This window comes from Winogradskyella arenosi (assembly GCF_003337305.1).
Lineage (GTDB): Bacteria > Bacteroidota > Bacteroidia > Flavobacteriales > Flavobacteriaceae > Winogradskyella > Winogradskyella arenosi.
In genome coordinates, this window is record NZ_QPJO01000002.1 from 443,172 (window position 1) to 464,234 (window position 21,063).

Here is a 21,063-nt window from a genome sequence, read left to right on the forward strand (position 1 = left end):
CAGTTATAAATTTATTGGGTATAAATATACGCTTTATCTAGGGCTGTACTTAGAATAAGTTGCATTTTTATGTTGAATAAGATAATGTTTTAAGGGATTTTTGATACTGCTTTAAATTCAAAAAAAAAGCCATTCTGCTAAAGAGCAAAATGACTTTTTTAAAGGCTGAAAACTTAATTTATTTCCAACCGCCACCTAAAGCTTGATACATTTTTATATGCGCTAAAAATTGATCTTTTTTAGTTTCAATAATTTCTAATTTTGAATCTAAGGCTTCGCGTTGTGTTAGAAGGACTTCTGTGTACTCCGCTCTTGCCGATTTAAATAGCTGAATAGACAGGTCTATGGCATCTGTCATAGCTTCAACTTGCTTCGCTTTTAAATCATAATTGGCTTTTAAATTCTGAATATTAGATAAGGTGTTAGACACTTCTAAATACCCGTTTAATATGGCTTTTTCATATTCAAAAACGGCTTGCAACTGCTTTTTATTCGCGTTTCGGTATTCGGCCTTAATGGCATTTCTGTTAATTAAGGGACTTACAATATCACCCGCTAAAGAATATAAAAGTGACTCTGGAGTATGAGTTAAATATTTGGTTTTAAAAGCCTGTAAACCCACGCCAGCTTGTATGCCTATAGAAGGGTAGAAGTTGGCTTTTGCGATTTTAACATTGAGTTTTGAAGCTTCTAATTCGTACTCCGCTTGTTTAATATCAGGACGATTTTCTAAAAGTTGAGAAGGAATCCCCGCTGCAATAGCGGTGATAGGACGTTCTATAAAATCATTAGAATTTCTGTCTATAGGCTGCGGATAGCGTCCTAGGAGAAAATTAATTTTATTTTCAACTTCTGTGATGTGCTGTTGAATTTCAAATTTATTACTTTGATTTTTGAACACTTCAGCTTCAAAACGTCTTACGGCTAATTGGGTGGCTCTAGCGGCTTGCTTTTGCAATTTCACCATTTTTAAAGCATTATTCTGAATTTTTAAATTCTGCTCTATAATGCTCAGTTGATTATCTAAAGCCAAGAGTTCGTAATAAGAATTGGCAATTTCAGAAACAATATTGGTAATCATGAAATTCTTGCCTTCAACAGTGCTTAGGTATTCTAAGACTGCTGCTTTTTTTCCGTTTCGGAGTTTTTTCCAAACATCCAATTCCCAAGATACCGCTAAGCCCACCGAAAAATCGGTTAAAGGCTCAGGGAATTCTTCTCCATCTCTAATGTCTAGGTTTTGCTCTACAGCTCCAGCTCTAGTGTATTCGCCTACTTTTTCAACTTCGGCACCTGCATAAGCATTAACAAAAGGTAAATATTCCCCTTTTCTTACACTAACTTCATTATTAGCAATAGCAATTTGCTGTAGCATAATTTGAAGTTCTTGGTTGTTTGCCAGAGCCGTATCAATTAAGGCCACTAATTTGGGGTCCTTAAAAAAGGATTTCCAAGGTACGGCTGCGGTATTAACAGAATCCTTAGCTTCGTTTAGGTAATGTTGAGGTACGGTCTTATTTTCTTGTCTTACGGCCTGTTGTATAGGCACGCAAGAAAAGAAGACTAGTAAGGCCAACACACCAATAAGCTGTGATTTTCTTAGGTTTAATATATTATTCATCGTTTTTATTTTTACGAAGTTTTTTCAATAGTTTTCGGAGCTTACTGATTTCTTCAGCATTGGCATCACTTTGGTTTTTGGTTTCGCTAACACGCATCATTTCTTCTGAAATAGGCTCTTGAGCTTCGTCTTTAATAAGGCTTTTTCCATCTGCCATTGTTGCAAAAATGTAGTAAAGTCCTGGAATGATTAATACACCACCTAGGGTACCAATAAGCATTCCTCCCAAAGCAGAACCCCCAATAGTTCTATTTCCTATGGCTCCTGCACCTGAAGCAATAATTAAAGGAATTAAACCTGCGATAAAGGCAAAAGAGGTCATTAAAATAGGTCTAAATCTGGCCTTAGAGCCTTCAATAGCAGCTTCTAAGATACTTGCGCCTTGCTGTCGCTTCTGGACGGCAAACTCCACAATTAATACGGCGTTTTTACTAAGTAAGCCCACTAACATAATCACACCAATTTGGGCGTAGACATCATTGGCAAGTCCCATGGTTTTCAATAAAATGAAAGATCCAAAGACTCCGATTGGTAACGATAGAATTACGGCTAAAGGAAGTAAGAAACTTTCGTACTGTGCCGCTAAGACAAAGTATACAAAAACTAAAACCACAATGAAGATATAAATGGATTCGTTTCCTCTACTGGCTTCATCGAAAGACAGGCCTTCCCAAGCAATATCATAGCCTCTAGGTAATTCTTTAGCGGCTACTTCTTTTATGGCATTAATAGCATCGTCACTGGTAAAACCACTCGCAGGTAACCCACGGATTGAAGCTGAATTGTAGAGATTGTAGCGGGTAATCTCGTTAGGACCTAATTTCTTTTCAAGACTCATAAATGCCGAATAAGGGACCATTTCTCCTTCTTCGTTCTTAACAAAAAGTTTGTCTAGATCCGTAGGCAAGCGTCTATATTCTGGAGCGGCTTGGGTATAAACTTTAAAGAAGCGCCCAAAACGAATAAACCCTTGCTCATAAGTACTACCAATTAAAATGTTAAGGTTTTCCATAGCTTTACCGATGGTAACCCCTTTTTGCATGGCAATTTTATTATTAATTTTCAATTCATACTGTGGGTAGTTTGCCGAGTAAAAGGTAAACAAACCACTTAGCTCTTCTCTTTCTGATAAAGCCTCCATAAATTTTTTATTAATATTCTCAAAATGGTGATAATCTGTAGAGTTGGTTTTGTCTAAAAGACGTAAGGCAAATCCACCAGAAGACCCAAAGCCAGGTACAGCAGGAGGTTCAAAGTATTCTATAACGGCTCCTAAATCTTTGGTTTTCTCTTCGAGTTCTTCCATAATTTCATGAACAGAATGTTGACGATCTGACCATGACTCTAAATTAATTAAACATGTTCCCGCATTAGAACCACGACCTTCCGTCATAATTTCGTAACCCGCTAAAGAAGTTACAGATTTTACACCTTCAGTTTCCTCACAAATTGCTTGTAGTTTTTTAGCGACAGCATTGGTACGTTCTAAAGTAGCGCCAGGAGGGGTTTGAATAATGGCATAAATCATTCCCTGATCTTCATTAGGAATAAAGCCCGAAGGTAAGACCTGATTGGTAAAATAAATTCCGGCACAGAATGCGGCTAACACCCCAAAAGTTAAAATACGTCGCGCCACAATTTTATTGAGGATAAGCACGTATTTTCCTGTTAATTTTTCAAAACCATTATTAAACCAATCGATAAAACGATCCATCAAGGATTTTTTACGTTTTCCATGGTTGTTTTTAAGTAACATGGCACATAAAACTGGGGTCAAGGTTAAAGCAACAAGGGCAGAGATAAAAATTGAACCTGCCATTGTAATAGAGAATTGACGGTAGAATACCCCAACAGGACCCGTCATAAATGAAATAGGAATAAACACCGAAATCATCACTAAAGTAATGGCGATAATAGCACCTCCAATTTCACCTAAAACTTCTTTAGACGCTTGGTAAGGACTAAGGTGCTCTTCTTCCATCTTAACATGGACGGCTTCTACCACCACAATAGCATCATCGACTACAATACCAATAGCAAGTACTAATGCAAAAAGGGTGATTAAATTGATGGATAAACCAAACATTTGCATGATAAAAAAGGCACCAATTAAGGATACCGGAACCGCAATAATAGGGATCAGCGTAGAACGGAGATCACCTAAGAATATAAAGACCACAATGGCTACTAAGAAAAAGGCATCTCTTAAGGTGTGTATAACTTGTTCTATAGAGGCATCTAAGAAGTTAGAGACATCATAACTAATTTGAAAATCTACATTAGGCGGTAAGTCTACCTCAAGTTCATCAAGTTTTTCTTTAACAGCATCAATAACATCACTACCGTTACTTCCAAAAGTTTGTTTTAAAACGATAGAAGCAGAAGGATTACCATCTAAGTTGGAGTAAATATCGAAGAATTCACTTCCTAATTTAACATCGGCAATGTCTTTTAACATTACTATTTCACCTTCTTTATTGGCTTTAATAATAATGTCTTCATATTGTTCGGGTTCGTTATAACGGTTTTGGTAGGTTAAAACGTACTCTAACGATTGGGAGGTAATACCAGAACTTCGTCCTAGTCGTCCAGGTCTTGCTAAGATACTTTGCTCTTCCATGGCTTCTAATACTTCTTCCGCAGAAATATTGTAAGCACGCATACGGTCGGGTTTTAGCCATACACGCATGGCATATTTACGACTTCCTAAAATTTTGGCACTGGCAATCCCTTTAATACGTTGTATTTCAGGAATAATTTTAGTGTAAGCATAGTTGTATAGAAACTTCTCGTCGTTATTTTTGTCTGTACTGGACAAGTTGACATACATCAACATACTCGGCTGTATAGGAGTGATAATAACGCCTTCTCGCTGTACAAGTTCTGGGAGTAAGGGCATCACTTGGTCTACACGAGTTTTAACTCTAACCACAGCTTCATTAGGGTCGGTACCGGGTTCAAAAATAACTCTAATGGTGGCTTCACCCGCACTTGTGGCATCTGAAGCGATATAGCGCATATCTTGCACGCCGTTTATAGCAGTTTCTAGGGGTATAAGGGTAGAATTTACTAAAACATCGGCACTAGAACCTGGGTAAGCAATAAATATATTAACTGTGGTTGGTGCGATTTGTGGTAATTGCGATATAGGCAGCTGCTTTATGGAAAGCGCTCCTATAAATACGATGATCACCGAAATGACAATAGCCAAGACGGGTCTTTTTATAAATCTTTTAAACATGATTTTTGTAGCTTAATAGCGGTTTACTCGGCGTAAAGCGCTAGATTAGATAGTGCTGTTTCTGGATCTACGTTTTCAGTATGGATCTTTTCTAAGTCTCTTACCATTTTAATACCTTCTAGAAGTATGGTATCGGTTTCACTAAGACCTTTGTCTACAATAAATAAATGCGGTAATTCTGCACCAATAGTAATGGCTCTTTGGTGTACAACGTTGTCTTTATCTACGACAAATACATAAGTTTTATCTAAGATTTCAAACGTGGCTTTTTGTGGAATAATAATAACATCGTCGTAAGGAACACGCATAAGAATGCTTCCGGTTTCGCCATGTCTTAAAATACCATCCGGATTAGGGAAGGTGGCTCTAAAGGCTATATTTCCGGTTTCGCTATCAAATTCCCCTTCAATAGTTTCAACAATTCCTTTTTGATTGAACCGTTTGTTATTCGCCATTAAAAGTTCAACACTGGTATTGTTCTTTTTGGCGTCGCTCATTATATAATCGAGATACTCGGCTTCAGGAACATTGAAATACACCCACATCTTATGGTTGTCTGATAGGGTAGTCAATAATTCTCCTTCGTCTAATAGACTTCCTTCTCTAGCTTCTAAATGGTCCATTATTCCATTAAAAGGGGCTTTTATACTTGTAAAACCTAAGTGTGTTTGGGCCAAAGCCACATCGGCTTTTGCTTTTTCTAAATTGGCTTTTGCCATGGCAAGCTCATTTGGAGATACAACATCGCCATCGGCTAGTAATTGCGTGTTGGTGAGTTCTATTTCAGCAACATTAGATTCGGCTTTAGCCTTTTGTAGTTCGGCTTGATAGATGTTGGGCATAATCTGAAACATGGGCTGCCCTTTTTTTACTGACTGGCCTTCATCTACAAAGATTTGTTTAAGGTAGCCTTTTTCTAAAGCTCTTAGTTCAATATGCCTCATGGCATGAATTTGGCTGACGTAATCCTTAGTAATGGAGGTGTCTTTTTTTATGGGATTAGTAACCAAGAAAGAGGCTACTTCATGTTGTTCTGTTTTGTGTTCTTCACAGCTTGCTAATCCTAAAAGCATAGCGACTCCTGTGAAAATGGAGATTTTCTTTATGATATTCACGTGATAATATTTTATAAAATGATATAATAAGTTGGCAAACCCAGAAAAGGGATGCGCTTTAAGAGTTTGATTTTTAAAACTCTAAACCTAAAAATTGACAACAGACCCAGGGTAGTGTGGTGATCTGTCTGTCCCTAATCAAATTATAAAAACCTGGAATTGTACGTGTAGAGGGAGACTGTGCTCTGTAAAGGCACCTTGTGGCCGGTAGGCATTTTTTTTACGTTGATGCGTTGATTGCTCAAGTAAAATAGCGTTGATAAGCGCAATTTCAAAAAACGCTTTATAATCGGGCTTTCTTGAAGAGGTTTCTTCGTCTTCAGCAGAGTTACTTTCTACAACTTCGACCGCCTTACTATGATCTTTTTCTTGATGATAAGGGGTGACGGTTACTGAATTTGAACGCCCTTCATAAACACACGAAGATGTATGCGAAGCGACTCCTAAGGTTTGGAGTGCCGCTTTGTTTAATGTATTACTAAAATGGGGAGTAGCGTTTAAATTCGCTATCGCACTGAGTAATAAAAAAACAATTAATGCTGTATATTTTCTAAGCGCGTTTTTCATTTTCAGTAAGCAAAACTAGGCTATAGGTCTCATATAAACAAAATCTTTTAATTTAAATTTAACAAAGCTAAAGCATTCTGTTTTATATACGGTTTGTAAAAATGAGCTTTAAATACCTTATTGTCAGTGTTATGTAAAAATAATTTCAGAAGTTAAAATATGCTTTAAGTTCTAAGTGCTTAACCTTTTATGATTTCGCTATACTCGTGAAAAAAGCTTTCAAACAGGTCCATATTTTCGTTAAAGAACAGCATTACCTCTTGCCAAGTATTTTTATTGTGGATGGAGACCTTCTGTTCTAAAGGCAGATAGATCCGAGAGATCTCTTTACCATTCTCTAAGATATAAGCTTCTTCAAAAATTGCTCCAGGGAGATAATCATTTTTTAAAATGCCTTTTAAAGCGGTTAGTTTTTCCCAATAATTAATACGGTTTTCTAAATCATCTTCTATATCTAAAGCAATAAGAGCGCTTTTGGTATCGAAATGAAATTTGAACGAAAATCCTTTTATTTTAGTATCATACAATACCCATTTTCTAGGAAATGATTTCCCGAAACTGATCCAGAATTCTTGTCGTAATAATCTTGATTCTTCTTTTGAAAACATTTAAATAAAATAAGCGATTACTATACCTAAACTAATAGCAATTAATTTAGATAAATTAAATTTATGACCTTCACCAGTTTCAAATAAAATGGTGGTAGAGATGTGTAAAAAGATTCCAATAACAAAAGCGTTAATCATATCTATATAAGTTGTCATAAAACTAGAGGTATTAGAAATTAACGTTCCTATTGGGGTCATAGCCGAAAAAATAACTAAAAATAAGGTTATTTGTAATTTGCTATAATGCGACTGTAGTAAGAAGGTGGTAATTAATATTGCAATGGGTATTTTATGAATTAAAACCCCATAGACCATGTCGTTATGTTGGTGGATAGGAAATCCTTCTAAAAAACTATGAATACTTAAGCTTACAAACAGCATCCACGGAAAGGTTTTATCTTTTTTATGAATATGCACATGCCCATGTTCTGCTCCCTTAGAAAAGAATTCTAAGATTATTTGAAGCAAAATACCGCACATAATATATAAGCCTGTAAGTTTAGCGTCTATGTTTTCGTAAACTTCAGGAAGTAAGTCAAAAAAAGTTAAAGCCAATAAAAAAGCCCCACTAAAGGATAAGAGCAGTTTGGTGTAGATTGATTTTTGCTTTTTAGTAAGTAAAGCAATCACAACACCGGTACCAACCGCAAATAAGGGTAATAAATAACTATTCATGTCATCTATTTAAATATCATAATCATACGTTCTGATGTTTGCGAGTGGTATTTGTTTAATTTGTAATCACCAAATACATCTAACAAATGCACGCCTGCTTTTTCAAATAACAATTCAAAATCCTTTAGAGTAAAGGCTTTAACACGTTCTTGAAATTCAAAGTGTTGCTCATCAGCTTCAAAACTAATATCTTTTATAATATAACCCTCTTTCACCGAGCGTTTTTGGTGAAACGTAATGCTATCTACCGTTTTGGTGTCTTCAGGTATTAACTGCTCGATAATAAAATTGGTGTTCATAAAATCGATAACCCCAAAGCCATACGTATTTAACTCTGATTTTATAGCTTCAATGGTTTCAAGGTTGCACTTTTCATCATCAAAATAACCAAAACTGGTAAAAAGATTAAAAACAGCATCAAAAGTCTCTGGATAAGGCTGGCTCATATCATGAACTTTGAAGTCTAAGGTGTCGTTAGCAAACTGTTTGGCATGTGTAATACTTTGTTCTGATAAATCTACGCCAGTAACTTGGTAACCCAAAGAGTTTAAATACACCGAATGTCGCCCTTTACCACAGGCTAAATCTAAAATTTTAGCGCCTTCAGGAAGGTTAAGGTAATCCGTGAGGTTATCCATAAAAGTTTGGGCTTCCGTATAATCTCTGTCTTTATATAAAATATGGTAGTAAGGGGTGTCAAACCACGATGCATACCAATGTTCTGTTGATTTTGTCATATTCATCTCTCGTTAAATAGAGAGGTTTTTTTATTAAAAATTAGGTTGTTAAGTCTTGTTTTTTAGCCCTAACATTAAGGTTGTAAGTGTAAAATTAATAACTATACTTTAACCCTGTATGATAACCCCGCAGCCTAGTTTAAAATTTAGGATGCCATCCTGCAAAAATACTGTATTTTTGCAACGAACTCATAGGGACTTTTAGTTTTAGATCAAAAAGTTTGACTTTTAGAGGGAATGTTGATGATTTTTTTGTGCCATAGCGGTATTAGACTTAAAAATCATACAAAACACGACTTAAAAAAGCACAGATTTTAAAGCTTATAAAGACTTAGAATGAGTGCGAACAATTTGACGAAATTTATGGATAGTAATTACAAAATGTTAGCCAAAACTTTATTTGGCTTTGAAGATATATTAGCAAAGGAATTAACGCAACTGGGCGCTATGGAGGTGCAGAAAGGCGTGCGTAATGTTAGTTTTGTAGGGGATAAAGGCTTTATGTATAAGGCTAATTTAGGAATTAGAACGGCCATAAAGATTTTAAAACCAATCCATTCCTTTAGGGTGGCACGAGAAGAGGATCTTTATAAGCATGTAAAAAATATAAAGTGGGAAAACTATTTAAAAGCTACGGGAACTTTAGCTGTAGATGCTACCGTTCATAATAGTGTATTTACGCATTCTCAGTATACCGCTTTAAAAACTAAAGATGCTATTGTAGACCGTTTTAGAGAGAATGGTGGGACACGTCCTAATGTTGATTTACGTTTTCCAGATTTAAAGATTAATGTTCACATAGACCGTCAGCGTTGTACGATTTCTTTAGATACTTCTGGAGAATCCTTACATAGGCGTGGTTATAAATCGGCAACAAATATTGCGCCGATAAATGAAGTTTTAGCTGCAGGATTAATTATGATGAGCGGTTGGGATGGTCAAACCGATTTTATGGATCCGATGTGTGGTAGTGGAACGATGTTGGCAGAGGCCGCTATGATTGCCTGTAACATTCCGCCAAACTTAATGCGAAAAGAATTTGCTTTTGAACGATGGGAAGACTGGGATGTCGATTTATTTGAAAAAATTGAAGAATCTTTACTTAAAAAGACCCGCGATTTTCATCATAAAATTTACGGTTATGATAAGTCGCCTTCTGCAGTGGCTAAGGCTAAAGAAAATATGAAAAATGCACATTTAGATGAATTTGTGCAGATTCAGCATGAAGATTTCTTTAAAACTCAGAAAGCCGGTGAAGAGAAGTTACACATGGTGTTTAACCCGCCTTATGGAGAGCGTTTAGATAATTTGAATGTTGAAGAGTTTTATGGTAATATCGGTTCTACACTTAAACATGGTTATCCTAATACCAATGCTTGGTTAATTACATCTAATCTTGAAGCTTTAAAATTTGTAGGCTTAAGACCTTCACGTAAAATTAAAGTCTTTAATGCAAAACTCGAAGCACGATTAGTAAAATACGAAATGTATAAAGGAAGCAAGAAAGTGCATAAACAATAATTCTGTTTATTCGGTTTTAGCCTTAGCTTCTGTTTGGACTAAGGTGATTGCTTTTAAAAGTTTTTTAGCTCCTGAATGTGTTTGGTCGTAGAGTACGCCATGCCATTCAGGATGCTTTTTTTCAATAAAGTTGAGCAGTACGTTTTTGTTAGCTTCCCAGACGGTGTTATCAAAATCAACATACTGGGTTTCTATTGCAGTTATATGATTTTGCTTAAATTCTAGTCTTTGAATCATCTTAAAAGGCTTCTCATGGAGAAATCCAATCCTATAATCTAGCTTTGTAAGCTTGGTTTCTACCACACCGTCTTTCTCACGGATTGCAAGAATTTTATAATTCGGTTTAAAAACAGCATCCCACTTTAGTAATTCTAAATATTTGATTTTAGAATAGGTTTGTGTATGCAGACCTTCAGTGCTGTTTATGCTATCGCCCAGTAAATGCTTTATTGATAAGGTGTTTAGACTATTGAGCCCTTGAAAATACTGTTTTGTAAGGGCCGTTTTATCTTTATTCTTAGCGAGAGCTTTACAAGCTGTAAAGGTACAGGTGATAAGTAAAAGGAAGCCGAATAGAAGGGGTGTAGGCTGAAGTAGAGCGACACTTTTATGCATGCTTTGTGGATTACACCTCATGAGATAAAGCATCTAATTGTACATTATAATCGTATTGTAAGTCTTCATGTAGCACGGAAATTTTCTTTTTAATGGAAAGGATTTGGCGCTCGTAAATATTACTTAATGTGGTGTTTTTATGAATGGATGGTCTTAACATATTCATTTGTTCACAAAAATAAAGGAGCAATTCTATCTCGGTCGTTTTCTTTAATGAATACCGACTGTACACACGGATTTCGCGTAATATTTTTCGAATCGTTTTCTTCATATAAAAATAACTGTCCGTGTTCATGCCTTCAAATAAGGCGTCTAAACTTAACTTAACACTTGCAATATAACCGTCTTCATCATGCGATTCAAACAATAAATAAGTGAGTAGGGCCTTATTTTCTTTTTTAAATTTACCTAAACGCAAACACAATTCTAGCAGCTCGTCTTGAGAGCGGTGTTTTAATTCTTTTTTTATGGTAACAATAGATTCTATCTTCATAATATAATAGTCAAACTTAAAAGTAGAGCGTAAGGGGCGTGGGTAAACCTTTATTTTAGTGCGAAGGTTTTTTAATCCTTTAAGATTTTTTTTATAGTTTGATGTTTTATGTTCTTAACGTTTTTAGTTTCGTAAGGAATACTTTTTAAGATGTACTCAAAAGCATTAATGCGGGCGTTGGTTTTTCTGTTGGCCTTTATAATTTTCCACGGTGCGGCGACCTGTGTTTTTTCAAACATCACTTCTTTGTATTTGGTGTATTCATCCCACAATGAAATGGCTCGGCGGTCTACATCGCTATATTTCCATTTTTTAGTTGGTGTACTAACAATATCTTTAAAACGGCGTTCTTGTTCGCTTTTAGTAATTGAAAAATAAAGTTTGAGTAAATAAATTCCGGAGTCCTGAATCATTTTTTCAAAGTCGTTAACCTGATTCATAAAAGTCTCATACTCGGCTGGCGTACAGAATCCATTTACAGGTTCTACCACAGCACGGTTGTACCAACTACGGTCAAAAAAAACAATCTCTCCCTCATTAGGTAAACGCTTAATATAACGTTGAAAATACCATTGTCCCATTTCTGTTTCATTAGGTTTTGGTAAGGCTACCACACGTATGGCTCTAGGAGGTAAGTGTTGAATAACACGTCTTATGGCGCCACCTTTTCCTGCGGCATCCCGACCTTCAAAAAGGATAATAACTTTCTTGTTGTTTTTGGCTACCCATTGTTGTAAAATGAGCATTTCTTCTTGAAGTTTTTCCAAGCGTTTCTCATACTTTATGGTATTTAAAGTTTTAGAAATATTAAATTGCTTCTGTCTTAATAAAGCTTCAATGCCTTTCTTAGTATTGAGAAGTTGTATGTTTTTATCAGTCATCTTAAAGCAGGATTGGTTAACGGTCTAATTGAACGGTGTTTCTAAAATAACGCTGTACAATGTTAGGATCGGGTAATATGGAGTCGCAATTACTTCCTTTATTATCATAATCAAACAGACTTAATACATATTTTATACTTTCTAAGCGGGCTCGTTTTTTATCGTTAGATTTTATAACCACCCAAGGACTAAAGGCGTTGTGTGTTCTGGAGAACATTTGGTTTTTGTAGGTGGTAAATTCATCCCATAATTCTTGACCTTTTTCATCTACAGGGCTAAACTTCCATTTTTTAAGCGGATTCTTTAAACGTTTTTCAAATCGGCGTTGTTGCTCGTCTTTAGATACCGAAAACCAAAATTTAATAATAATGGTATCAGATTCATAAAGCATATGTTCAAACTCAGGCACCTGAATCATAAACCGCTTATACTGGGCTTGGCTGCAAAAGCCCATAACGGGTTCTACAACAGCACGGTTATACCAACTACGGTCAAAAAATACAATCTCCCCAGCGTTAGGAAGTTCCTTAATGTAACGGTTAAAATACCACTGATTTTTTTCAATTTCAGTAGGTTTGTTAAGCGCCACAATACGACGCGCTCTAGGATTTAAATGTTCAGTAAAACGTTTTATTGCCCCACCTTTTCCGGCAGCATCACGCCCTTCAAAAATAATAGCAATTTTTTTATTCTCTTTCTGTACCCAATGCTGAAAGTCTACAAGTTCGGCTTGTAAAGGAAGTAATTCTTGTTCGTAATAATATTTTTCTAAGGCCGCCTTGAACGTGGGATGATCGGTTTGATGATCTTTAATAAAATTGACCAGATCGGCTTTAGATTTAAAGGAACTAAGAATTTCTTTTGTAAGCATATAATCAGTGTTGGTTATAGATGTGTTGAAAGTTAAATAAATCTATTGACATTTTCATAGTACAAAACTATTCTGCATAAAAAAACCTTCCTTTGTGTAAAAAGAAGGTCTTTAAATTTATAATGGAATTGTGATTAGCGTAGTTTTGGATGTGCTGTAGGATTTACTTCATACATCACATCGTAAACAGCTTCAAAAATATCTTCGGTAGACGGTTTAGAAAAATAATCTCCATCTGTTCCGTAAGCCGGGCGGTGTTGTTTTGCGGCTAAGGTTTTTGGAGCACTATCTAAATACTGAAATGCGTTTTGAGTATTTAAAATTTCATCTAAAATATAAGCTGAAGCACCTCCAGAAACATCTTCGTCAATGACCATAACACGATTGGTTTTAGCAATACTTTTCACGATGTCGTGATTAATATCAAAAGGAAGTAAAGATTGTACATCAATAATTTCTACATCAATACCAACTTGCACCAGTTCTTTGGCGGCTTTCTCTACAAGTCTTAAGGTAGAACCGTAAGACACTAAGGTGATATCTTCTCCTTCGCGGATGGTTTCTACCACACCGATTGGGGTTTTAAATTCGCCAATATTATTCGGTAATTTTTCTTTTAAACGGTAACCATTTAAACATTCTACCACTAAAGCCGGATCGTCACTTTCTAGTAAGGTGTTATAAAATCCTGCGGCTTTGGTCATGTTTCTAGGAACTAAAACATGAATACCTCTAATAAGGTTTAAAATTCCACCCATTTGAGAACCAGAATGCCAAATACCTTCTAAACGGTGTCCTCGCGTTCGTACAATTAAAGGTGCTTTTTGGCGGCCTTTAGTTCGGTATTGCACAGTCGCTAAATCATCACTCATAATCTGTAGCGCGTACATAATATAATCGAGATACTGAATCTCTGCAATAGGTCTTAGCCCTCGCATGGCCATACCAATACCTTGTCCTATAATCGTTGCTTCTCTAATTCCGGTATCTGAAACACGAAGTTCACCGTGTTTTTCTTGAAGACCTTCTAAACCTTGGTTCACATCTCCAATATAACCGGCATCCTCACCAAAAATTAAGGCTTCAGGATATTTAGTAAAGATGGCATCAAAATTTTCACGAAGTACTACACGTCCATCTACTTCTTCAGCGTCAGTATTATACGTTGGAAGAATTTCAGCTTGATTTAAAGGGCTTTGTTCCGATTGGCTATGTAAGTGCGAACTGTATTTAGGTTGAACATTGCTTAAATAATTATTCACCCAATTCTGAAGCGCTACTTTTTCAGGAGTTTGCTCTGAAACCACATAGCGTAAAGCTTTACGCGTTGCCGATAAAATATTCTTTCTTAAAGGCTCGTCAAAACCAGCCAGTTCATTTTTTAATTTGGTAATAAAGGCTGCGTTTGGGCTAGAGTTCGCTAAGTTGCTTAATAGCGCTAAGGCCTCTTTGCGTTCTTCAATAATAGGATTGATGATGGCAGACCAAGCCGCTTTTTTGCCTTCTCTAACGGTTTTTTTAATACTACGCTCTAAAGCGGTTAGTTCTTCGTCGGTAGAAATATTGTTTTCAATAATCCAATGACGCATTTGTACATTACAATCATATTCTGCCTCCCATTTTAAACGATCTTGGTTTTTGTAACGTTCATGAGATCCTGAGGTAGAATGGCCTTGAGGTTGGGTTAATTCTTGTACGTGAATCATCACCGGAATATGTTCCGTTCTAGAAATTTTAGCAGCACGTTGGTAAGTGTCAATCAATTCAGGATAGTTCCAACCATCGACTCTAAAAATTTCGTAACCTTTATCTTTTTCATTGCGCTGAAATCCTTTTAAAATTTCAGAGATGTTTTCTTTTGTTGTTTGGTGTCTAGCGTGTACTGAAATACCGTACTGGTCATCCCAAATACTAATAACCATAGGTACCTGTAATACACCGGCAGCGTTTATGGTTTCAAAAAACAAACCTTCACTAGTACTGGCGTTACCAATGGTACCCCAAGCGATTTCATTACCTTCTTTGGAAAATTTTGTTGTATCAATACCATCAACTTCTCTATAAATTTTAGACGCTTGTGCTAATCCTAATAATCGTGGCATTTGCCCTGCAGTAGGAGAGATATCGGCACTAGAATTTTTTTGTTCTGTTAAATTTTTCCACTGTCCATTTTCATCTAAACTGTGCGTTGTAAAGTGACCTCCCATTTGGCGTCCGGCAGACATTGGTTCGTTATTTAAGTCTGTATCTGCATAAAGGCCGGCAAAGAATTGTTCTATGGTAAGCTCACCAATAGCCATCATAAAGGTTTGGTCTCTATAATATCCCGATCTAAAATCGCCATTTTTAAAGGCCTTAGCCCAAGCAATTTGCGGAATCTCCTTTCCATCACCAAATATGCCGAATTTAGCCTTACCAGTGAGGACCTCTCGACGACCGAGTAAGCTACATTCTCGGCTTGTGACAGCGAGTTTGTAGTCGTTTAAAACTTCTGTTTTAAAATCGTCAAAAGTAATCTCTGTTTTGGTGTTAGAATTTGTATTCATTATAGGAACTGTTTTTTTTAGATGATACCAAATAAAACCTCAGTGACAACACTGCTTGTTTCTAATTCAAGATTGGCAAAACTCAAAAAAGCTATAGCTTATTTTTATTTCGTAATAAACTAATTTCTTTTGAGGATGCACTCTCTAATTACGAATTTAGATGGTCTTGCAAAACTACAAAAATTATAAATTTTATACAACCTGTAAAAAACTAAAGATGTTATAGTATTCTCAGTTAATTGTTGTTTTTGCTGAAAATAATTCAATAAAAGGGTGAATTTTAACGCTTCAGTAAGAATTTATTAATACCACTTTCTGCGGAAGAGACCGAGAAGCACTTGAGGGTCAACGGTAAACATAAATCGAATGCTCTGATCGTAATTGGGTTGTGCAATTTCCCAACCTAAATTGGAATACACCGGAAGGTAGATTTCAAAATAATCTTCAACCAAGTTTAAACGAATTCCAGAGTCGTAAACAAACTTAGGATTTTGGTATTTGTTTTTTAATAAGCCCACATCGCCATAAGCTTGGATATAACGCCAAATGGAAGTGCTAAAATTTGCTGTGGTCATCCATTGGTTGGCAAAGGGGGTTTCTAATTTCGATTTAAAACCACCCTCGGCAATGATAATTTGCTGACTAAATATGCCGGCAGCTTCTGAACGTCCTAAATAATTAAAATCGAATAAGTAATCGGTTGGTCGGTCTAAGGCAAAGCTAAAATAATTGGAGCTCGGGTCTGAGTTATTCTCTAAAAATAAGCCTGCGAAAAATCTAAAATTGATGTTTCTATTGCTTTTGGTGAGTTTTCTAAACTCGTAGTTAAAGGCTATTTTACTAAACTTATCGGCTATTTGAATGTCTGTAAATAACTTAGAATAATTAATAACTCCAGGATTAGAATGGCTATATCTTAAGTTAAAAACGCCATAATCGGGTTCGTCTAAAATGACGGTGGCATCTGGACCTATTTCTCTTTCAATACTGACGTAACGTGCTGAAATTTGATCGGTCTGATTAGATCTTATATAGGCGTCATTTCTGAAGGTAAATGATACCGAAGGACGAATACGTGTAAAAAAGGCATCATTCGCAAACGATTGGTAGCCTGCAGAAAGTCCGTAGGTGATATCATAAAGATTCTGGTCTTCAAAATTATGGGTATAAAAGATGGAGGTTGATCCGGTAAGTGCCTTTGATTTTGTAGCGTATTGCGGAGAAAAACGGTAATTAAGACGTTTTCTTAAAATGGTTTTGTTATACATTTTGGTTCCCAAAGTAAGCCCATCGTAGATATTATTGAACTCTACCAAGGGCATAAAGAAAATTTGATTGTAATTAGGATCTTCAATGTCTTTAAATAAACGAAATTGTAAAGGTTTGTTGTTTAAGAACGAACCGTTAACAGCTTTGTAATTATCGCGTTGGTTGTATTCTGGAATGACATTGTCATAGTCTAAAACAAATTTATTCGTGCTATCTTTTTCTACGTGAATGGTTTTTGTGCCTTTTATGTTTTCGACCCATAATTGTTCTATCACAGAATCGTTTTTCAACTTAAACACCGAAATAGGCATCGTGTTATCGCGCTTATTTTTAATGGTAACTTCTAGAGAATCTTCTAACTCAACGACAGACGAAATTTTAAAATCTATTTTCTTACGGGTATTTATATAGTCTGTAAAAAACCAACGAATATCCTTAGAGGTTTTAGAACTAATGTACTGGTCAAAGTCGTTTGCCGTAACCGTTTTAAGTTGATAGGTTTTTAAGAACGCTGTGAAGAGTTCAGGTAAATTAACATCGTCTGTAAATTCATCTAAATAATTTAAGCCAACCCCAGCTTTGTATTTACCGGCAATATTGGCGTTAAACTTGGTTAGCGAATCTTTAGATGTGGTTAAGGGTTGATCGCGGTTTTTCCGAGCTATTTCCATAGAATAGAGGAAATACTGAAAATTAAAATCGACATCGGCAGCATGGAAAGCTTTAATGCCCCAAACATCGGCTAAAGTTCCTAAAAGTTTGACGTCTGGGTAATAGGTTTCAACATATTTCATTAAATAATAGACTTGAAGCCCTTCTCTTAACCAATGTTCTTTTCTAGGATTTAGTAATAAGACGTTATCTAAATATTTTTTTAAAGCGGTTTTTAGCAGTTTTAATTCGTACTGAAAATCACTTGGAAAGGGTCTGAAAAAAGAAGGCAATTGGTTGAGTCCGTAGAGCGGGTCTTTACGGTAATCTATAGATGAGACTAGTAATTGGTTGTGTGGATATTCGCCTAAATTGTCCGTTAAATAACGGGTAATTTTATCAGTAAGTAGTGCTTTTTTTGTGCCGCTTAAACCTTTCTCTTCAATATTAGAGATCATGGTGAAATTATCGGTTTGTATAAAATTAAATGTTGGAAATTTATGTAACGAGAGATAGGTGTCTACTCTGTTTTTACCACTAAGAATGGTGGTTTGTATGCCCTCGTCTTTATTAATCGTTGTGGCGTTAAAATCTAACTCTGAGGTAATTTTATAATTCCGAGGATAGGTAATCCGTAGGTTTATATCGGCTTTAGGGACATATAAATCGTTAAGGTTTTTATTGCTGTAATAGTGCCAATTTCCGTCGTAGACCGCCGGAGTTATGTACCAGTATTTTAGGTCTAAATTTTGATCTTTTGTGATGCCATAATCGGTGAAGGTAGCATCTGGAAGGATAAGCTTATAGCGAAGTCTTAAGGCATAAGAGGCTTGCGGCGCTAAAGGTTGTGCAAGGTTAACTTGTATAACATCTGGATGGGCCTCTAAACGTTGGTGCGTTAAAGCTACACCTTCTGGGTTTTCAATAGCTGTGACTACGGTAAAACCACGTTGCTCGTTTTTAGCAAGGTGAAATTTAGTGCTAAATTCTTCTTCAAAACGTTTTGCTAACGGTGTAGATTTGGTTGAATAACTGTTGTTCCAATCGCTGAGGTAAATGGTTTCTAAAGTGTCATCTGAAGTATTTTGATAAACCAACGTCTGATCTACAATGATAGTTTTATGGTTAATGTCTACCTCTGCATTAATTTCAATACTGTTTTGTGCGATTAAACCACTACAGAACAACATGAAAAGGACCGATATTAAAAAGAATTTATTCAATTAAATGTGGATGAATTTTAAGGGTTGAAATGCATTAGTTGATGATTTTATGTAGTATAAGCCGTCCCTTAAGTCAGACACATTAAGGTGTTGCAAAGGATTGCTATTTAGTTGTACTGATTTTATACGTTGCCCTAAGTGATTGTAAATTACAATAGTTTTTTCATATATGGCCGTGTTGTTTACCTGTAACCTTAATTCATTAGGGACCATGGTGTTTTCTAATATTAAACCCAATGATGCGGTATAATCTTTAACACTTAAAAAGGTTTCGTTTGTTGTTAACGCTAATGTAACGGGAAGATGATCGCTAAAATTGTACAAGTGGGTTCTTAATTCATACGAAAAAGGTGACCCAACAGTTTCACATTCAGGCGCGTTAATATCGTGATTCCAACAAGATTCTAAACCATTATTCCCATAAGCTTGATAAGAGTTAGGAACATAAGTAATCGCGGCAGAGGAAGCCATGTATTTAGAGGTGAGAATAAAGTCGAAACGATCATCAAAACCTCCGGTAGCTCCGCCAAAACCGGTTTGGGTTCGTGTAGATTGGGTAAAAACATCGGCGTAATCTGTATTGTTGTGCCAGCTGCCAATGCGGTTCGCAGGGTCTATAAAAGTAATTGTGTTACTAGGGCTTATAAGATCTTGAAAAGCCGATTCATTTGCGGTATAAATATTAAGATCCCCACCTAAGATAACGTTAGCATCAGAGGGTAAGTTGTCTAGGTAGTTTTCTAAATTGTTCACCATGGTGGCACGTCGCTGAGAGTTTTCAGTCCCGTTTGAGGCCTTAAGATGACCAATAATAACATAAAGCTTTATAGGGTTGCTCTCTTGGTTTACAGTATTTAATTGTAGACGGTAAATATTAAAATCGCGTAGATCTGTAGGAACTATAATTTCTTCTTCAATGCTAAATTTAGAACTATTATAGAACAGTAGGTTTTGTAAATCATTTTGGTCGCCACTGTTGTCGTCTGAAGTGTTAGTGACAAAGGTGGCCATTTGAAAATTAGCGTCAATACTGGTTTGTGTTGCGCCTAAAATTGCTGTCGCGCCCTCAAAAGTATTGAGTTCACAGACTAAGAAGAGGTCGGGTTGGTAATCTGACAGGATGTATGCTAAATCCGTTATCCGATTAGATACCGCGTTTTCCGAAGGAAAATTTAATAAATTATAGAACATCACTTTAACCGTCTCTTGAGCCGAAACTAAAGTGATGCTCCATAAAAAGATAAGGAGTGTCCCTAATATTTTCTTTTTCATAGCATTGAATGGAAAAATAGAGGGATTTAGAAATTTGGACTTAAATCGTATTCTTTATAGAAATCATCTAAAATAGCAATCACCTCTGCTGGGGTGTCTACCAAGTGAATTAAATCTAAATCTGTAGCGCTAATATTTTTAGCCTCTACAAGTGTTTTCTTTACCCAATCCATGAGTCCGCCCCAGAAATCTGTACCGACAAGAATAATTGGGAAGCTTTCAATTTTATGAGTTTGAATTAAGGTGATGGCTTCAAATAATTCATCTAAAGTTCCAAAACCTCCAGGCATTACCACAAAACCTTGTGAGTATTTTACAAACATTACTTTTCTTACGAAGAAGTAATCAAAATCTAGACTTTTATCAGAGTCAATATAAGGATTGTCGTGTTGTTCAAAAGGAAGTTCAATATTTAAACCTACTGAAGTTCCTCCAGCAATATGTGCCCCTTTGTTACCGGCTTCCATAATTCCTGGTCCACCTCCGGTGATTACCCCATAACCATGTTCTACGATTTGTGTGGCAACTTCTTCAGCTAATTTATAATATTTATGATCGGGTTTTGTTCGAGCAGATCCAAAGATAGAGACACAAGGTCCTATTTTACTTAGTTTTTCGTAACCGTTAACAAATTCTCCCATGATTTTAAAAATCGCCCAAGAGTCATTTGTTTTTACTTCATTCCAGCGTTTGCTATTACTTTCTTTGCGCATAAGTTTATTCTAATTATAACATATAAAAGCCATAACTTAATATGGCTTACTTTTAACTTCGATAGTTGCTCAAAGTTAAGTTAAATTGATTTAAATAGGGAGGTAATATAAAAAAAATAAGCGTACCAAATGCTATGGATACGCTTAAGATTTATATGCGTTTTGGGCCTATAATGGTTTTCTGCCCGAAATGATGTTATATAAAATAACGATGACTGCAATAACTAATAAGATATGAATAAGGCTACTGCTACTCATACCAGGTATAATGTTTAATAAACCAAGTAACCAAACGACTATACAGATCACGGCGACTAACCAAAGAATACTTTTCATAATTTTTAAGATTTTTATTGTTAATATCTTGAAATTATAAAATTAGTCTGGTGCCGCAAAATGTTAACATCTAATGCGTTAAGATTAGCCTCTATTCAGTTACAAATG

The 21,063-nt window shown here is 35.9% G+C and carries 17 protein-coding genes; 1 reads left to right on the forward strand and 16 read right to left on the reverse strand.

Annotation, left to right across the window (positions count from 1 at the left end; all coding sequences use genetic code 11):
* Positions 1-178 precede the first annotated feature (178 nt).
* The 7 genes from DFQ08_RS06685 to DFQ08_RS06715 all read right to left on the reverse strand — a co-directional run bounded on the left by DFQ08_RS06685 (position 179) and on the right by DFQ08_RS06715 (position 8,564).
* Complete coding sequence (locus DFQ08_RS06685; RefSeq protein WP_114309040.1) at positions 179-1,621, reverse strand: TolC family protein; 1,443 nt, start codon at positions 1,619-1,621, stop codon at positions 179-181.
* Positions 1,614-4,862: an efflux RND transporter permease subunit gene (locus DFQ08_RS06690; RefSeq protein ID WP_114309041.1), complete on the reverse strand. Its 3,249-nt coding sequence runs from the start codon at positions 4,860-4,862 to the stop codon at positions 1,614-1,616. Before DFQ08_RS06690 ends, DFQ08_RS06685 begins: the two co-directional genes overlap by 8 nt.
* Before the next feature lie 23 nt (positions 4,863-4,885).
* Positions 4,886-5,968 (reverse strand): efflux RND transporter periplasmic adaptor subunit, encoded by a 1,083-nt coding sequence (locus DFQ08_RS06695; RefSeq protein WP_114309687.1) that lies wholly within the window; start codon positions 5,966-5,968, stop codon positions 4,886-4,888.
* Positions 5,969-6,115: 147 nt separating this feature from the next.
* The gene (locus DFQ08_RS06700) at positions 6,116-6,544 is read right to left on the reverse strand and encodes a hypothetical protein (protein WP_114309042.1); all 429 of its coding nucleotides are present in this window, start codon (positions 6,542-6,544) and stop codon (positions 6,116-6,118) included.
* A gap of 179 nt (positions 6,545-6,723) precedes the next feature.
* Positions 6,724-7,152 (reverse strand): DUF4268 domain-containing protein, encoded by a 429-nt coding sequence (locus DFQ08_RS06705; RefSeq protein ID WP_114309043.1) that lies wholly within the window; start codon positions 7,150-7,152, stop codon positions 6,724-6,726.
* A complete protein-coding gene (locus DFQ08_RS06710; RefSeq protein ID WP_114309044.1) occupies positions 7,153-7,827 on the reverse strand; it encodes a ZIP family metal transporter in 675 nt (224 codons plus the stop codon). It lies immediately after the preceding gene.
* A gap of 5 nt (positions 7,828-7,832) precedes the next feature.
* Positions 7,833-8,564, reverse strand: coding sequence for an SAM-dependent methyltransferase (locus tag DFQ08_RS06715; RefSeq protein ID WP_114309688.1), 732 nt, complete (start codon positions 8,562-8,564; stop codon positions 7,833-7,835).
* Positions 8,565-8,927: 363 nt separating this feature from the next.
* Between DFQ08_RS06715 and DFQ08_RS06720 the strand changes: the two genes are divergently transcribed.
* Positions 8,928-10,085, forward strand: a complete 1,158-nt coding sequence (locus DFQ08_RS06720) for a THUMP domain-containing class I SAM-dependent RNA methyltransferase (protein WP_114309689.1) — start codon at positions 8,928-8,930, stop codon at positions 10,083-10,085.
* A 6-nt stretch (positions 10,086-10,091) separates the two neighbouring features.
* Here DFQ08_RS06720 and DFQ08_RS06725 read toward each other — a convergent pair whose 3' ends face one another.
* From DFQ08_RS06725 to DFQ08_RS06765, 9 genes are all read right to left on the reverse strand, one after another.
* Positions 10,092-10,700, reverse strand: a complete 609-nt coding sequence (locus tag DFQ08_RS06725) for a hypothetical protein (RefSeq protein ID WP_147269451.1) — start codon at positions 10,698-10,700, stop codon at positions 10,092-10,094.
* A gap of 10 nt (positions 10,701-10,710) precedes the next feature.
* Positions 10,711-11,193 (reverse strand): hypothetical protein, encoded by a 483-nt coding sequence (locus DFQ08_RS06730; RefSeq protein ID WP_114309046.1) that lies wholly within the window; start codon positions 11,191-11,193, stop codon positions 10,711-10,713.
* Between the two features lie 71 nt (positions 11,194-11,264).
* Positions 11,265-12,074: a polyphosphate kinase 2 gene (ppk2, locus tag DFQ08_RS06735; RefSeq protein ID WP_114309047.1), complete on the reverse strand. Its 810-nt coding sequence runs from the start codon at positions 12,072-12,074 to the stop codon at positions 11,265-11,267.
* Positions 12,075-12,090: 16 nt separating this feature from the next.
* The gene (ppk2, locus tag DFQ08_RS06740; RefSeq protein ID WP_114309048.1) at positions 12,091-12,945 is read right to left on the reverse strand and encodes a polyphosphate kinase 2; all 855 of its coding nucleotides are present in this window, start codon (positions 12,943-12,945) and stop codon (positions 12,091-12,093) included.
* Between the two features lie 134 nt (positions 12,946-13,079).
* Positions 13,080-15,491 (reverse strand): alpha-ketoacid dehydrogenase subunit alpha/beta, encoded by a 2,412-nt coding sequence (locus DFQ08_RS06745; RefSeq protein WP_114309049.1) that lies wholly within the window; start codon positions 15,489-15,491, stop codon positions 13,080-13,082.
* A 302-nt stretch (positions 15,492-15,793) separates the two neighbouring features.
* The gene (locus DFQ08_RS06750) at positions 15,794-18,601 is read right to left on the reverse strand and encodes a gluzincin family metallopeptidase (RefSeq protein ID WP_114309050.1); all 2,808 of its coding nucleotides are present in this window, start codon (positions 18,599-18,601) and stop codon (positions 15,794-15,796) included.
* 33 nt (positions 18,602-18,634) lie between these two features.
* Positions 18,635-19,906, reverse strand: a complete 1,272-nt coding sequence (locus DFQ08_RS06755; protein WP_114309051.1) for a hypothetical protein — start codon at positions 19,904-19,906, stop codon at positions 18,635-18,637.
* Positions 19,907-19,932: 26 nt separating this feature from the next.
* Positions 19,933-20,619, reverse strand: a complete 687-nt coding sequence (locus DFQ08_RS06760) for an LOG family protein (protein ID WP_114309052.1) — start codon at positions 20,617-20,619, stop codon at positions 19,933-19,935.
* Positions 20,620-20,787: 168 nt separating this feature from the next.
* Positions 20,788-20,955 (reverse strand): lmo0937 family membrane protein, encoded by a 168-nt coding sequence (locus tag DFQ08_RS06765; protein ID WP_114309053.1) that lies wholly within the window; start codon positions 20,953-20,955, stop codon positions 20,788-20,790.
* Positions 20,956-21,063 lie beyond the last annotated feature (108 nt).